Below are 15,553 nucleotides of genomic sequence, written 5' to 3' on the forward strand. Positions count from 1 at the left end.
ACTTATTCCATCTCCTTAACATTTTTTTCTATAAAATCAATTTCTTCTTGGCTTAATTTATATTTTGCATACAATTGCCTGTCGATTTCAGGAATAGACTTAGACCAGTCAATGTCAGACTTATTGGTAAAGTCTTGCATAGGGACATTAGCCCAAGTATCTCTGTTGTTGCCTTGAGTAATTTTTAAAATTCCCAGCATCGTTCTTGCGAATTTCGATTTAATATATTTCAAACAATTTTCAGCCTCTATTTCATTATCAAATAATCCAATAGCAATAAAGGTTTGAGTATACCCGATTAGGGGTTCCCCGATTAGGGGTGTGCTTAAAACTTCACCAATTGCTCCACTACCATTTGCACTAGGTAGTAATACTTTATATTTGTTAATTACTTCATTGTCTTCGATATACTTTTTGGGAACATATCTGTAAGCCCTTTTCTTATTAATTAGTCCTAAAATTTTATAAGACTCTTCATCAGCTTTATTTTCTGTAAATATTTCCTCTAATCTTTCCATTATTATTTGGCGCAATCTTTTATCTCTACCATCGCTACCTATAATAGATCTATATTTAGGAAAATCTTCATACAAAACATCTAGATTAAATTTACTTTGATTATTAATTATTCCCATTATGTCTACAAATTCGTCATTTTTTACTACTTTATTTCTAATTGAATTTAGTTCATCAAAACTTGTAAATGTACCTATCGCTCCGAAGTTTTTGCTTTTATCACGATATGTTATTGCTACTCCACCTTTAATATCTGTATTTCTAAAAACATCACTAGACTTTTGAATAAATTTTTCAACTTTAAAATGTTCATCGTTTAGCATCTTTTTATTCCAATTTTTCGGAGTTTTTCCAGCATTAAATAAAAATCTCGCAGGGGTAATAAAACACGCTTTACTTGCTATTCTAAATGATTGATCCATAAATAAATGATATATTGGATCATCGCTTGTACTTGTACCAATTGCTTTATCTTGATAAGGTGGATTGCCAATTACAAAATCAAATTTTTTCATTATATGCTCCTTATAGTCTGTAAATAACTTAGACGAGTCTTCTCGCCAATTTCTAATTCTACAGTAAATGCTCTCTTCTCCATCCTCTTCTTCCATGCCTCCACTTAAGAGGTCAAAAAAGTTCATCTGCCTTATGTCTTCCTTGACTGCCCCAAAGGGAACCATGTCTGTCAGTCCATCCATTTGCCAAATATTCCAAGAAATAATATTGGCAAGATGACGCAAGGTTTTTTTGTCTACTTCTTCCTTCCACCTGTCTTCAAAATATTCCACAAAGGTCATTAAAATATTGATCCTGGCAATTAGTAAATTGTCCCCTTGATATTCAAATCCATAGGTGCTTTCTACTGCCTTTATCGCCCACTTAATCCATTCTTCTTTGGTAAAAGTGTTTTCATTTACTATTCTTAGTTTTCTGTCGAGAATCCCTATTCGATTTATTATTTCAATTTTTTCTCCAGTGGACACATCATATCTTGAAACTAGATAGGGCGCTTCTCCACAAGTTATCTCAAGCCTTCTCGACAAAATATATTTTTCCCAATTTTTGTCTTTTGGAAAATTAATTTTTTCTGTCACTGTTTCCCAACTCTCGCCTCTCTCTATGTTAAATACATTTTTTCTCCCAAACCATTCTTCATCGAGATAATTGTTCATTTCATTTACTATCCAGCCTGGTGTAAATACTTCCGCCCTTTTTCTCGTGCGGTTCAGTTGTGCTTCTTCACTTTTTTCTACTCTCGGCATGAGGCGAAATCCATTTTTAAATATGTGGTCTGTGATTTCTCTTTTGTCGTCAAATTCTCTGCCCAGATGTTCAAAGATATTTGTCGCCCATATTATATTTTTTTTAGTACTCTTATCCTTTAAAAGATTTTTTAATGCTATCATAATTGGATAGAGATTGAAATCTATTATTTTTGACATTTATTCCCTCATTCGTTTGTATTCTCTCTTTTTACATTATATCAACTTTGACTTTTAAATTAAATTAAAGCGTGAAACTAGTAAAATTTTTAAAATTTTTCTTGTATTTATAAATTTATTATGCTAAACTAATAACAGATTATTTAATACACTTTTTTAATTAATTTCCTTTTAAACGCCGAGAAAACTCGGCATTTTTTCTGCCCTTTTTTATAAAATAAAAAAATTTGAATCAAAACTATTTTATATAAGTTTTATGCTAAAATTAAGGCCATGGATGTTTCCATAGCCTTTTTTAATATATTTTTAGTTTATATACTAGTATTAGTACATAATGAAATTTATCAAGTATTTCTCTCTTTCATTTGCCTTTATTCTTAAAGATAAATTTCACAAAAAATTTATTTTTTAAAAGAATTAAACATTCATATAATTATCAATAATTCTTATATAAGCTTCAATGAAATCTATATATTGTTTTAATGGAAGTCTTTCATCTATTTTATGATTAAGCATTGGCATACCCGGTCCATAAACGGCAAGTTCTATGTCTGATCTATCTTTCATAAACTGAGCTGCATCTGTTGTTCCAGCAACTGCCATAGGTTTAATTTCAGAAAAAGATACATCAAGGGTTTCCCTCAAATCTTTGCCCAGCACTTCTCCCATAGATTTCATTAAATTCATTGGCAAAAGATCTGGCATCTCCTTTACAACATCGATGATTGTCTTGACTAACTTGGAATTTGCATCTGACTGAACAGGAGACTGATTTGCTGTTACCTCCATATTAAGTTCAAAGTCTTTTTCTTTATTTAGTCTTGCAAGAATCTCTTGAATTTCTTCAATGATCTGTTGATTTTTTAATTCCGGTATTGTTCTCACATTTGCCTCAAATTCTGCAAAATCAGGTATAGAATTGACCTGTGTCCCTCCCTCTACAACTGTGATGCTATGTGTCATTTTTCCAAGCATTTCATTTGAGAAATCTTCTGCCCTCTTTTCAAAGTGCTTACTTATCTCACTCATTGCTCTATTTAAGTGTTCAACTGCATTTTTGCCTATCTCTGGTGTAGAGGAATGAGCTGCAACACCCTTTGAACTTACCTTATAATTAAGTGATCCCTTATGAGCATATACAACTCCTAAATTACATGGCTCTGCGATTAAAATTGCATCGACATCCTCGACATAACCAAGGTCAGTAAGTTGCTCGGCACCAAGTTCTCCTATTTCTTCTCCCACAGTTGCAATCAGTTTGATTTTACCAGAAAAATTCTTTTCCTTAGCAGTTTCAATAAAAGCAATTGTAAGTGCCGCTAACCCTGATTTCATATCAGATGTACCTCTGCCCCAAATCACGTCGTCTTCAATATGGGCTTCAAAAGGATGAAATGTCCACTGAGATTCATCTCCTGGAGATACCACATCCATATGCCCACTTAAAACTAAAGTTTTTCCTGGACCATTTTCTATTTCTGCGATGAGGTTGGCCCTATTCTCTGCAAACTTAACGAGTTTAGATTGAATTCCATTTTTGAGAAGTAAATCCTTTAGGTAATTTGCTACCTCAAGTTCATTGCCATTCACAGTTTTAATTTTAATTAAATCACTTAAAATGTCGATTGCATTTTCTCTATTCATTTTATTTCCTCCTTTATATTTTTTCTAAATGTCTATTTAAACTTCTACTTAAATATAATAGGTCATTGCTGCTAATGTGAAAAAACATTAGTAATAGCAATGCCTTACTTTTAAATTGTAACACATTTTACTTTCTTATAGAAATTTGTAAAGCTATTTATTTAATATTTTTAACACAGCTATTTAATTCCATCAATAAAATAAGACAGGCTGCCCTGTCTTTTTGTTTATGAGTTAAACTCTTTATATTCTTTTTTTGCTTCTTCTTGTTCTTCTGGAATAATTTTTATGCTTGCCTTTATTATTCTTTTTTCGGCTACTGCTAATTCTGTGAGGATACAGCCCGATGTTTTTACGCTAAGTTTTTTCTTTTCATTTTCTTCTGGTATGAATCCAAGTTTTTCTATAATTAGTCCTGAAATTGTTTCGTGATTTTCTGAATAAAGTGATGTGCCTATTGCATCGTTTATATCTTCTATATCCATAGCTCCATCTACTATATATTCGTTTTCTGAAATTTTTTCCACGCTGCGAATATTTTTGTCATATTCATCTTCTATTTCACCGACAATTTCTTCTACTATGTCTTCCACTGTTACCATGCCTGAAAATCCGCCATACTCGTCAATTAATATTGCTACATAATTTTTTGAGGACTGCAATTCCTTTAAAAGCATATCTATTTTTTTTGTTTCAGGCACAAAGTAAGGCGACTTTATGCAATTATCTAGGTTAATTGATTTATAATCATTTTTTGCATATTCTACGAAAAGGTCTTTGATGTAAACTGTTCCAAGAATATTGTCTGTGTTTTCTCTAAAGACGGGCATCCTAGAATAACCTTTTTTTAGTATTTCTTCGACTGTATCTGTGGTAAATTCGTCATAATCCACCATGTAAATTGATGTCCTTGGCGTCATTACTTCATAAGCCAATTTATCATCAAAGTCCATTATATTTACTATCATTTCTTCACCAGCTGAGTTTATTACTCCTTGCTGAGTCGATACTTTTATATAGGATTTTAACTCTTCTTCCGAAATTTTTTCTTCAACATCCTCTGAATATTTTCCCATAATTTTTAATACTAACACCGTCGACAGTGATAGCAATTTTACAAAGGGATAAAATATTTTTGACGCAAATGCAATTATACTGCTCGCTTTTAGTGCAACTTTTTCTGAATTTTGAAGTGCAATTCTCTTTGGCACAAGCTCCCCAAACACAAGCGTTATATAGGATAGTAAAAGTGTAACAAAAATAAAGGACACTGTGTTCCCATAGGGTATTCCCTTTTCTCTCAAGAATACTCCAAAAACTTGTGAAATACTTGTTGCTGCAGAACCAGATGAGAAAAATCCTGCAAGAGTTATTGCCACTTGTATTGTGGACAAAAATCTTGTTTGATCAGCTGAGATTGACATAAGTGTCTTCGCCCTTTTGTCTCCTTCTTCTGCCATTTCTTTGATTTTGTTGTTATTCACTGAAACCATTGCCATTTCAGCTGACGCAAAAAATGCGTTTATACTTGTAAGTATTGCGATTAATATGAGCTTAGCCCACAAGGCGCCATCGTCCATTAACATCTTCCTCCATATCTTTTAGACTAATTATATCAAAGAACTTGTGATTATAACAGAAAAATGTAAGAGATGATAAATTTTTAGCCTTTTTTAAAAATTTTTTATGTTATAATCTTTGTGAAAGAGGAGAGTTTATGAAAAAATTAAAAAAATTAATTATATTAGTATTACTTCTTGCCATTGCACTTACTGCCACATTTTTTGCCGGCAAAAAAACTATGAAAAGTGAAATGAAACCAAGTATTACTGCTAGTTTAATTGCTAATAAAATAATGTCAGCTAAAGAACTTACTACTCTTAAATATCACTACACAAATATGGGTCAATTTGAAAATCAAAATACTTTTTACGGCTACAAAATTCCCTTTACATCCAAAAAGTTTATAGTCTCCTATGATGGAGTTATAAACGCAGGGATAGACCTTGAAAAAATGAAAATTTCCCTTAGCAATAAAAGTATTGAAATAAAAATTCCACCTGCAAAAATTTTAAGTCACGAAATTTACGAAGATTCGCTAAAAGTTTTTGATGAAAGAGAATCTATTTTTAACAGAATTGACATCGAAGATTACAATAATTTTGCCAAAGACCAAAAGAAAGATATTGAATATAAGGTAATAGAAAAGGGTTTATTAAGTCAAGCTGATGAAGAAGCTAAAAGGGCAATCGAAGAAATTCTATTGGCCGATACAGTTTTAAGTGAATACAAAATAAATGTTACAAAGGACAATTCTTTGAAATGAAAAGGGCATTCCCACGATGATATGTACCCTCTTTACTGGAAAAACCAGTAAGGAGGGTATTTTTATTAAAAATTTGTACTTATGAGTTTTTTGTTTCGCTATATGTTTTTTTCAGTCCAAGTAATTTTTTTTACTTCGTCCATATTTACATCTTCTATGGACTTCACGCTCCAATTTGGCTTGCTATTCTTGTCTATAACTTTTGACCTTACTCCCTCTTGCATCTCGCCAATTTCCAATGAATAATTTAAAATTTTAAGGTCAAGATCCACTGTTTCCTCATAACTTAAATTTTTACATACAAAATACTTTTCAAATTGCACAGCAAGCATGAGTTGGGACTTTTCTTTTAATGTCTCATAGGTTTTTCTTGCAAAATCATCATCTAAGTTATTTTCCAAACTTTTATAAATTTCAACTACACTTTCCTTTGAAAAATATTTCTCAATTTTTTCTAAATTCTTAGTTATGGAAGTTTCTCCTGGCTCTAATTTATATTTTTCGCCTTCATTTTTTAATTCTTTTATTAACTCTTTTCCACTATAAATTTCTGAAAGCTCAAAAAGCTTTTCGATTAATTTTTTATAGTCCCTTGAATTTATATAAAGATCTGCAAAATTATACTTTACTAAATCAGAAGATTCTAAGCTAGAACCCGTTAACCCAACATATTGACCCAAAGCTTGTGGCAAAGTGGAGATAAAACTACAAACTCCCACATCTGGCACAAATCCAAGACTAGTTTCAGGCATAGCCCAGATTACACTCTCATCTGAAATTATTAAATCTGAATTTATGCTAAGGCCAATGCCGCCACCCATGACAACGCCAGTCCAATGGCTCACAATTGGTTTTTTGTAGGAAGCGATGTACTTATCCATCTCAAATTCAGTGGCGATAAATTTATTTTTAACTTTGCACTTGTCGTTATTTAGATAGTCGATATAAAGCTCCTTTAAATCACCACCTGAACAAAGTCCTTTTTTAGTTAAAGTGTCAAAGAGAACTGCTCTAATATTTTCGTCCTTTTCCCATTTTTCTAAAATTTCTTGAATTTTATTTATCATTCCAAAGTTTAGCGCATTTATCTTCTCTGGTCTATTTAGATAAATCACGCCAACATTTTTTATAACTTTTTCTATAATCAAATCATTATTCATTAAATCACCTCATAGTATTTTACACTATAAAAGCTAATAAAACAAAAAATCCCAACTCTCGTCGGGATTAAATTAATTTTATTTTTTATTTCTTGACATATCTACTATTAAATTTGTGATGCTCTCAAAGTCGAAAGCTGATGAATTAATTAAGATGTCGTAATTTGATCTTTCTCCCCAAGTTTTCCCTGTATTTCTGCCGTAGTGATTTGACCTTCTACTGTTTTCACGCTCTAGCTTTAGTTCAAGCTTGTCCTTTTTTACATTATAAGTATTTAAAATTCGCTCTTCCTTAAATTCGCTAGATGCGTAAATAAATACAGAAAGTTTGGGGAAATCCTCCAATACAAAATCACTGCATTTTCCAAAAATTACTGCTTTTTTACTTTTTGCAATTTCCCTTATAGTTCTTGAATCTAAGAGAAAGGCTGCGTCATTAGTCGCAATGTCCTCTTGTGAATAGGAATAATTTTGTTTATACAAATCGTAAATAGTCCCCTGTAAAAAGGAATCATCTTTTTTTACTTCGTCAGGCTTTACTTTTCCTTCAAGGCTCATAAGTTCAATTAATTTTTCGTCGAAAAACTCGTAACCTAATTTATCGGCAACTTTCTTTGCAATTTCATTTGCACCACTGCCATACTCTCCGTCGATTGTAATTAATTTTTTGCCAGCCTTTTCAAAAAATTTTTTAAATAGTGACATACCTTCACCTCTCAAACATTATATATCATTAATGTGAAATGTTTTTTAATTAATATAAAATTCTTGTGAAAATTTCAATATTTCCCCAATTTTTTACTTAAATAATCTTCAATTGGAAGTTGAGCGATTAAAGTTGCCATAAAAATAATTATAGCTCCAATTATTTCTCTTCCACTCATTCTTTGTGAAAGAATAATCCAACCAAATATTGCTCCAAAGACTGATTCAAGGGAACTAATCATAGATGCAATTACTGGATCGAGATCCTTTAGCGCCATAAGCTGTACTGTAAAGCCAACTCCTGAAGACAAAATCCCTACATATAAAATTGATACATAGGATTTAAAAATTGCACCAATATCTATTCCTTCAAAAATAATTGCAGCGATAAAAGATATTATTCCACAAATCATAAATTGAAAGAGAGATAGTAAAACTGCATTTGTATCCTTAGAAAATTCTGAAAGAACTAAAATGTGAATTGCAAAAACAAGGGCACTGATAATTGTAACTATGTCGCCTCTATTTATGCTAAGACTTTCCTTTACTGACATTATATAAGTTCCCATCATTGCACAAATTATACAAATTAGTAGTTTTTTATTTATCCTCTTGCCAAAAATTAGTCCAATAATAGGAATAAATACTATGTATAAAGCTGTGAGAAAACTTGCCTTGCCTGCAGTTGTATAAACTAGACCAAATTGTTGAAGGTTAATCGCTAGTGTAAATACAAAACCACATAGTATGCCGCCCTTTATAGTTCTCGACATATTAAATTTTTGTTCTCTATAAGATTTTGATGTCTTATTAAAAAATACATATGTTAAGTATAAAAATATTATTGCCACGAGTGATCTTACTGCAGTGAAGGTTAAAGGCCCTATATGATCCATGCCGACTGCCTGTGCCACAAAGGCAAGTCCCCAAATTATTGATGTGAAAAATAACATTATTGAAGCTTTTAATTCTTTACCCATTTTAACACCACCCAAAAAAACACCAATCCAGCACTTTATCAACTAAATTGATGCTATTATTTTATAGTTTTATCATATCATAATTTATCTAAAAAAAACAATAATGTATTAATTTCCCTTATATTATTAAGAATAATATCCTATTAAAAATAATTTTTTAAATTAGACCTTTTTAAAATCTCATGTATAATGAATGTAGAGGTGAAATATGATTAAATTTAATTTGTATAAAGAAGGCGGACTAAAGGTCCACTTCATAAAGAAAAATGAAAATATAAATAATGAATTTAAAAAATTTTTGGAATCAAAAAAATTTATTGGAAAGTTTAACGAAATATTGTACCTTCCATTAATTGACGGCGACTCCAATGTTTTTATTGGACTTGGCGACGATGAAATTGATCTTGAAGACATAAGAAATATTTTCTTTAAACTTGGAAACACTCTTAGAGAAAATGAAGAGCACGAAGTTGAGATAAAAATGCCAAAATTTAATATTTGCAATAGAAAAACTATTATGGCAGCATACGAAGGACTTCGACATGGCGAATATGAATTTACAAAAAAGACCGATGTTGAAACTAAAAAAGAAGACTTTGAGCTCACTGTCAACTACTCTGCTTTTAAGGGACCAGAAGAAAAGCTACGCGAAGGTTTAAATAAAATGGAAAATATTATGGATGGAGTCTTCCTTGCAAGAAATCTTGTAAATGAAAGAGCCAATGTAATTTATCCTGAGAGTCTTGCAAATATTGCAGTTGAAAAATTAGAAAATCTCGGCGTAAATGTATGTGTTTACGAAGAAGATGAAATTGAAAAAATGGGAATGAAGGCCTTTTTAAGTGTTGCTGCAGGAGCTACTAACCGCCCAAGACTTATTGTAATGGAGTACAAAAATTCTGACGCCGAAAAAATCGCTCTCGTTGGAAAGGGACTAACTTACGATTCTGGTGGCTACAACATTAAAACTCCATCTGGAATGAATTATATGCACTGCGATATGGGAGGCGCCGGTACTGTAATTGGTACAATATACGCCCTCGCAAAAAACAAAGCAAAGGTAAATGTAGTGGGAGTTATTGCCGCTTGTGAAAATATGATTTCAGGCACATCTTACAAATCAGGCGATGTAATTGACTCCATGAAGGGACTTACTATTGAAGTTGCAAACACCGACGCCGAAGGAAGAATTACCCTTGCCGACGCCGTTCACTACGCTACAAATGACCTTGGTGCAAAAAAAATTATCGACCTTGCAACTCTTACTGGAGCAGTAACAATTGCTCTTGGCGAAGTTTACACAGGTGCTGTTACAAATGACGAGGAATTTTATAAAGAAGTCCTTGACGCTGCAAAGCTATCAGGCGAAAAAATTTGGGCATTCCCTTATGATGAAGACTTTAAAAAGTTAAACAAATCAGATGTCGCAGACATCAAAAACACTTCAGGAAGAGAAGCAGGATCTGTAACAGCAGGACTTTTTGTTGGCGAGTTTGTAAAAGAAAATACACCTTGGGTTCACCTTGACATTGCCGCAACAGCTTACAGAAACAAAGCTAAGGGATATCTACCAAAGAACGCCACAGGAATTCATGTAAAGACATTAAATAATTTATTAGACCCAATAGATTGCTAAAAACTTTTAAATCACAAAGTAACCGCTGGCTATGCTGGCGGTTTTTATACCAAAAAACTCATCTTATCTCTAAGGTGAGTTCTCATATATCTTCTATATTTATTTCACCATGCAAACTGTAAATATCCGATTTATTATTTTCTAATTTTCCAAAATCTTCTCTTATAGAATAAGTTAAATAAAATCTAAAGTGTTCTATACCTCGATAATCTTTATACAATTCAAAATCTTCAGATAATATTTGATATTCATAAAATGCTCTAATATTTTTATCTTCTAATAATCGAAAATTTATTTTATAATCTTTAGGATCTTTAAATTTTATTTTATCAGCCTTTTCGAGTAATAATGTAAAAGAAAATTGACTATTCAACTTTTTTCCATAAAAATCATTATTTTGACTGATGATTACATTTCTATAAAGGTCATTGGAGTTTTTATTGTTAATATAAAAATTTGTTATTTCTTCACTCATAACATAGGAACTATTCTCATCATTTAATTCATAGCTATTACTTTTTTCTTGAAAATTTAATAATATTATTAATAATATTGACAAAAAAATAATTACCAATATTATTCCTATTCCTTTTCGCATTAGTAAATACCTCCATTAAAACATTGGAGTACTTCATCATGTTATTTAATTAAATAATATGCAAGGGTTCATTTTTTGTCAATGATTTATTTTGGTAACTTGTTACTAAATTTCTTGAGTGTTTATATTCCTTACTTGTTAACCAATATATTGATTACCTATTATAAAATAAAATATTTTGCAATAAAAAATCTGCTAGAGAATTTCTCTAACAGATTTGTTTTTTATAAGAATAGTCCGCCGTATGCAACAAATAGTGGTGCAAATACAAGAGATACAACAGTAATAAGTTTGATTAAGATATTAAGAGAAGGTCCTGATGTATCTTTGAATGGGTCACCAACTGTGTCTCCAGTTACAGCTGCTTTGTGAGCTTCTGAACCTTTTCCACCATGTGCTCCACCTTCAATGTATTTCTTAGCATTATCCCAAGCTCCACCTGCGTTTGACATAAAGATTGCCATTAATACGCCTGTTACAAGAGCTCCTGCTTGAAGTCCACCTAGTGCTTCTGTTCCTAGTAAAATTCCTACTACAATTGGAACTACTACTGCGATAAGTCCAGGTACGATCATTTGCTTTAATGCTGCTCCTGTTGATATATCTACACATTTTGCATAGTCAGGAGTTGCCTTTCCTTCCATGATGCCAGGAATTTCTCTAAATTGTCTTCTTACTTCGTCAATCATTTCTGATGCTGCATTACCTACTGCTGACATAGTAAGTGCAGAGAAGGCAAATGGAAGCATACCACCTATAAATGTTGCAGCGATTACTTCTGGTTTAGAAATATCAATTCCTGTAAGTCCAGTAGCATTGATATAGGAAACAAAAAGTGCAAGGGCAGTAAGTGCTGCTGATCCAATTGCAAATCCCTTTCCTATTGCTGCTGTTGTATTACCAACAGAGTCAAGTGAGTCTGTTATGTTACGAACATCTTCTGGTAGTTCACACATTTCTGCAATACCACCAGCATTATCAGCAATTGGTCCATAAGCATCTACGGCAATTGTCATACCAGTTGTTGAAAGCATACCAACAGCTGCTAGTGAAATTCCGTAAAGTCCAATAATTGAATTTTCAGCTCCGCCTGCTCCAATATAAGCTGCGATAATTCCAATTGCGATTACTATAATTGGTCCTACTGTTGACATCATACCAACAGAAAGTCCAGCGATAATATTTGTAGAAGCTCCAGTTTCTGATTCTGCTCCAATTCTTTTAACTGGTGCATAATCGTCAGCTGTATAATATTCTGTAAATTTAGAAATAATAAGACCAACTGCAATACCAATGATAACTGGTGCAAAAGGTGCAAAGCTTCCGAAAATTATATTTGATAAAACTGCTGAAGCAACCATAGTAACGGCAGCTGATACATATTCTCCTGCATTAAGAGCTTTTTGTGGATTCTTATCTCCCTTTACAAAAAATGCAGCTACAATTGATGCTAAAATACCAACTGTTGCAACAAGAAGACCAAAGGTAACACCATCATCTCCATAAGCTACTACTCCAAGAGTGATAACTGATAAAAGTGCTCCTACATAAGATTCAAATAAGTCAGCGCCCATTCCAGCAACGTCACCAACATTGTCTCCAACGTTATCAGCGATAACAGCAGGGTTTCTTGGATCGTCTTCTGGAATTCCAGCTTCAACTTTACCTACAAGGTCGGCACCAACATCGGCTGCCTTAGTATAGATACCGCCACCAACTCTTGCAAAAAGTGCAATAGAAGATGCTCCAAGTGAAAAACCTGTAATAATTTCAGTTTGTCCACCTGTTAAGAAATATGCGCAAGTAATACCAATAATTCCAAGTCCAACAACGCACATTCCCATTACGACACCACCTGAAAAGGCAACATCAAGTGCTTTACCTAGACCACTTTTCCACGCTGCGTTAGTAGTTCTAACATTTGCCTTAGTGGCAACTTTCATACCAACATATCCAGCAGCTACTGAAAAGATAGCCCCAACAACAAAACAAATAGCAGTTGGAATTGATTTAAGTCCTACTGCCAATATAATTGCAAGTACAATGACAAATACAACAAGAGCCTTGTATTCCCTTGTTAAAAATGCCATAGCTCCTTCTGAAATATAAGAAGAAATTTCCTTCATTCTTTCATTGCCAGCATCTTGTTTTGACACGAAACTTGCCTTATAAAAAGCAAATAAAAGTGCCAAAACGCCGACTATAGGAGCTAGATATAAAATATTCATTCTAATCCTCCTTAAATTTTAATTAGATTGCAGCTAAAATAACAAGTGCAAGTGCAAAAACGATGCTTGAACCAATAACAATTTTATTTTGTATATCTTTTTTGCTTGAACCCTTGTGAGATCCCCAAGTTGTAGTTTCTTCGCCTTGAAGAGTTCCAAGACCAGCTTGTTCTGATTCCATTTGTGCAACTATTGTTATTATAATAATGCTAGCGACAATAATTATAATAGATAATAAAGTTTGCAAACTATTACCTCCCTTAAATTTCTATAACATATAAATTCTAACACAGCAAGACTTTCTAATCAACGAATTTATAGGATTTTTGTTGTTTTTTTAACAACTTATCTCCTTTTTTAAATTTTCTTCAATAAAATCTTCCCTATCTTGCATTGCAACAAGAGTTTTTTCGATTAATTCGTCGAGTTCCCAGCCTAAAATTTCTGCTCCCTTTTTAATAACGTCACGAGAACAACCTTCTGCAAATTTTTTGTCCTTAAACTTTTTCTTCACACTTTTTAAATTCATGTCCTTTGTGCTTTTAGATGGTCTCATAAGTGACGCAGCATAAATAAGTCCTGTTAGTTCATCTGTTGCAAAAAGGACTTTCTCCATAAAACGTTCTGGCGAAACATTTGAACATAAACCATAACCGTGAGATAAAATTGCGTGAATAAGTTCATCGCTTCCTCCAGCACTCTTTAAAATTTCTGGAGTGTTTTTTAAATGCTCCTCAGGATATTTTTCATAATCAACATCGTGAAGAAGACCTGCCATCTTCCAAAAATCTACATTATCCGCATCGTACTCTTCAGCCAAATATCCCATTACACTTTCAAGAGTAAGAGCATGTCTAATGTGAAACTCATCTTTGTTGTACTCTTTTAAAAGCTTTAAAGCATCTTCTCTTGTAATACCACTATTCATATTGACACTTCCTTTTTACATATATTATCACAATAAATTTTGAATTTCACTTTTTTTCTGCCTAATTGCCATAAAATCCTAAAAAATACCCTAAAATAAAAATCCTATTTTAAATAACTAAAAATTTCTAATTGTTAGATTTTTACTCTGTGTTTTTAATATTTATTTATAAAATAATCTGCAATTATTTTAAAGTTTTCCATTTATTAAAAATAGGATATCCCTTTCATCTTTAAAACAATATTAGATTTTACTTTTTACTACTTGTGTTATAATGAGTATAGCATTGAATGATAACGGAGGTTTTTATGAAAAAAAATGTTGGCATAATGGGCTTTGGAAGAATTGGAAGAGATGCCCTTAGAATTTGGGCATTGAGAGAAGATGTTAACTTTGAAGTTACTCATGTAGCCGTCAGAAATTTAGAAACAACTTTAAAAGAAAGAACTCACCTATTTAAATTCGATTCAATTTATAGAAAATTTCCTGGTGAAATTGAATTTACCGATGACGGAATGATTATCAATGGAAAAAAAGTTACCTTTGTTGAGTCGAAAACTCCAGACAAAATGAATTGGAAGGAACTTGGTGTTGACATTGTCATCGACTCTTCGGGTGCTTTCAAAGATGAAGACAAAGCTAGAGGACACCTTACAAGTGGTGCAAAAAAAGTTGTTTTAACTTCTCCAGGCAAGGGCGATATGCTTACTGTTGTAATGGGTGTTAACGATGACAAATACGATCCAGCAAAACACGACATTGTATCCAACGCAAGCTGTACTACAAATTGTCTTGCTCCAATTACAAAAGTTATTTTAGAAAATTTTGGAATTAGGAAGGGACTTATGTCCACAGTTCACGCATACACTAATGACCAAAACATTCACGATGGAGTTCATAAAAAGGACATGAGACGTGCAAGAATGGGTGCTGAAAATATTATTCCAACTTCAACTGGTGCAGCAAAAGCCGTTGGTAAAGTAATACCTGAAGTTGAGGGAATCTTAACTGGTTTTGCACTAAGAGTTCCCGTTCCAACTGGTTCACTAGTGGATGTAACCTTTGAACTTGAAAAAGAAGCAACTGTTGAAGAAATCAACGCTGCAATTAAAAAGGCTTCTGAAAATGAATTAAAGGGAATCCTAGAATATTCTGAAGATGAACTTGTTTCTTCTGATATTATTGGAAACACTCACTCTTCTATTTTCGATTCACTTCTTACAACAGTTAATGGAAATATGGTCAAATTAATTTCTTGGTATGACAATGAATGGGGTTACACAGAAAGAGTAATTGACTTAACAGAAAAAATTGCAAAATCTTTATAATTTTAAATTATATTTATTAAGGCTTGCTATTGCGAGCCTTTTTTATGTGATTTTAAACAAAA

Annotated in this window: 13 protein-coding genes; 3 read left to right on the top strand and 10 right to left on the bottom strand. The window is 32.4% G+C overall.

Annotation, left to right across the window (positions count from 1 at the left end):
• Positions 1-2: 2 nt before the first annotated feature.
• From ACQRC6_RS06105 to ACQRC6_RS06115, 3 genes are all read right to left on the bottom strand, one after another.
• Complete coding sequence (locus ACQRC6_RS06105) at positions 3-1,958, bottom strand: Eco57I restriction-modification methylase domain-containing protein (protein ID WP_427848167.1); 1,956 nt, start codon at positions 1,956-1,958, stop codon at positions 3-5.
• Between the two features lie 417 nt (positions 1,959-2,375).
• On the bottom strand, positions 2,376-3,602 hold the full coding sequence (locus ACQRC6_RS06110) for an ArgE/DapE family deacylase (RefSeq protein ID WP_427848168.1): 1,227 nt from the start codon (positions 3,600-3,602) through the stop codon (positions 2,376-2,378).
• A 227-nt stretch (positions 3,603-3,829) separates the two neighbouring features.
• Positions 3,830-5,182 carry a hemolysin family protein gene (locus ACQRC6_RS06115; RefSeq protein WP_427848179.1) on the bottom strand — a complete coding sequence of 451 codons (1,353 nt, stop codon included), beginning with the start codon at positions 5,180-5,182 and terminating at the stop codon, positions 3,830-3,832.
• Positions 5,183-5,319: 137 nt separating this feature from the next.
• Between ACQRC6_RS06115 and ACQRC6_RS06120 the strand changes: the two genes are divergently transcribed.
• Positions 5,320-5,928, top strand: a complete 609-nt coding sequence (locus ACQRC6_RS06120; RefSeq protein WP_427848169.1) for a DUF4230 domain-containing protein — start codon at positions 5,320-5,322, stop codon at positions 5,926-5,928.
• Between the two features lie 98 nt (positions 5,929-6,026).
• Here the strand turns inward: ACQRC6_RS06120 and ACQRC6_RS06125 are convergent, their stop codons facing one another.
• The 3 genes from ACQRC6_RS06125 to ACQRC6_RS06135 form a co-directional block, all read right to left on the bottom strand.
• Positions 6,027-7,088, bottom strand: coding sequence for an enoyl-CoA hydratase/isomerase family protein (locus tag ACQRC6_RS06125; RefSeq protein WP_427848170.1), 1,062 nt, complete (start codon positions 7,086-7,088; stop codon positions 6,027-6,029).
• A 78-nt stretch (positions 7,089-7,166) separates the two neighbouring features.
• Positions 7,167-7,793, bottom strand: a complete 627-nt coding sequence (locus ACQRC6_RS06130) for an AAA family ATPase (RefSeq protein WP_427848171.1) — start codon at positions 7,791-7,793, stop codon at positions 7,167-7,169.
• Between the two features lie 74 nt (positions 7,794-7,867).
• Complete coding sequence (locus tag ACQRC6_RS06135; protein ID WP_427848172.1) at positions 7,868-8,773, bottom strand: DMT family transporter; 906 nt, start codon at positions 8,771-8,773, stop codon at positions 7,868-7,870.
• A gap of 208 nt (positions 8,774-8,981) precedes the next feature.
• Between ACQRC6_RS06135 and ACQRC6_RS06140 the strand changes: the two genes are divergently transcribed.
• The gene (locus ACQRC6_RS06140) at positions 8,982-10,409 is read left to right on the top strand and encodes a leucyl aminopeptidase (RefSeq protein ID WP_427848173.1); all 1,428 of its coding nucleotides are present in this window, start codon (positions 8,982-8,984) and stop codon (positions 10,407-10,409) included.
• Between the two features lie 82 nt (positions 10,410-10,491).
• Here the strand turns inward: ACQRC6_RS06140 and ACQRC6_RS06145 are convergent, their stop codons facing one another.
• The 4 genes from ACQRC6_RS06145 to ACQRC6_RS06160 form a co-directional block, all read right to left on the bottom strand.
• Positions 10,492-11,007: a hypothetical protein gene (locus tag ACQRC6_RS06145; protein WP_427848174.1), complete on the bottom strand. Its 516-nt coding sequence runs from the start codon at positions 11,005-11,007 to the stop codon at positions 10,492-10,494.
• A gap of 224 nt (positions 11,008-11,231) precedes the next feature.
• Positions 11,232-13,235 carry a sodium-translocating pyrophosphatase gene (locus ACQRC6_RS06150; RefSeq protein ID WP_427848175.1) on the bottom strand — a complete coding sequence of 668 codons (2,004 nt, stop codon included), beginning with the start codon at positions 13,233-13,235 and terminating at the stop codon, positions 11,232-11,234.
• A gap of 22 nt (positions 13,236-13,257) precedes the next feature.
• Entirely contained in the window at positions 13,258-13,482 is a 225-nt protein-coding gene (locus ACQRC6_RS06155) for a preprotein translocase subunit SecG (RefSeq protein ID WP_293557101.1), read from the bottom strand.
• A gap of 90 nt (positions 13,483-13,572) precedes the next feature.
• Positions 13,573-14,163, bottom strand: coding sequence for an HDIG domain-containing metalloprotein (locus ACQRC6_RS06160; protein WP_427848176.1), 591 nt, complete (start codon positions 14,161-14,163; stop codon positions 13,573-13,575).
• 308 nt (positions 14,164-14,471) lie between these two features.
• Between ACQRC6_RS06160 and gap the strand changes: the two genes are divergently transcribed.
• Positions 14,472-15,491, top strand: a complete 1,020-nt coding sequence (gap, locus tag ACQRC6_RS06165) for a type I glyceraldehyde-3-phosphate dehydrogenase (protein ID WP_427848177.1) — start codon at positions 14,472-14,474, stop codon at positions 15,489-15,491.
• Positions 15,492-15,553 lie beyond the last annotated feature (62 nt).

Origin of the sequence: Peptoniphilus sp. SGI.035 (genome assembly GCF_050315115.1) — a bacterium.
Classification (GTDB): domain Bacteria; phylum Bacillota; class Clostridia; order Tissierellales; family Peptoniphilaceae; genus Peptoniphilus_A.

Bases quoted from the DNA above. Each gene is read 5' to 3' on its own strand.
- ACQRC6_RS06105 (WP_427848167.1), bottom strand. From the start codon at position 1,958: ATGTCAAAAATAATAGATTTCAATCTCTATCCAATTATGATAGCATTA.
- ACQRC6_RS06110 (WP_427848168.1), bottom strand. From the start codon at position 3,602: ATGAATAGAGAAAATGCAATCGACATTTTAAGTGATTTAATTAAAATT.
- ACQRC6_RS06115 (WP_427848179.1), bottom strand. From the start codon at position 5,182: ATGGACGATGGCGCCTTGTGGGCTAAGCTCATATTAATCGCAATACTT.
- ACQRC6_RS06120 (WP_427848169.1), top strand. From the start codon at position 5,320: ATGAAAAAATTAAAAAAATTAATTATATTAGTATTACTTCTTGCCATT.
- ACQRC6_RS06125 (WP_427848170.1), bottom strand. From the start codon at position 7,088: ATGAATAATGATTTGATTATAGAAAAAGTTATAAAAAATGTTGGCGTG.
- ACQRC6_RS06130 (WP_427848171.1), bottom strand. From the start codon at position 7,793: ATGTCACTATTTAAAAAATTTTTTGAAAAGGCTGGCAAAAAATTAATT.
- ACQRC6_RS06135 (WP_427848172.1), bottom strand. From the start codon at position 8,773: ATGGGTAAAGAATTAAAAGCTTCAATAATGTTATTTTTCACATCAATA.
- ACQRC6_RS06140 (WP_427848173.1), top strand. From the start codon at position 8,982: ATGATTAAATTTAATTTGTATAAAGAAGGCGGACTAAAGGTCCACTTC.
- ACQRC6_RS06145 (WP_427848174.1), bottom strand. From the start codon at position 11,007: ATGCGAAAAGGAATAGGAATAATATTGGTAATTATTTTTTTGTCAATA.
- ACQRC6_RS06150 (WP_427848175.1), bottom strand. From the start codon at position 13,235: ATGAATATTTTATATCTAGCTCCTATAGTCGGCGTTTTGGCACTTTTA.
- ACQRC6_RS06160 (WP_427848176.1), bottom strand. From the start codon at position 14,163: ATGAATAGTGGTATTACAAGAGAAGATGCTTTAAAGCTTTTAAAAGAG.
- gap (WP_427848177.1), top strand. From the start codon at position 14,472: ATGAAAAAAAATGTTGGCATAATGGGCTTTGGAAGAATTGGAAGAGAT.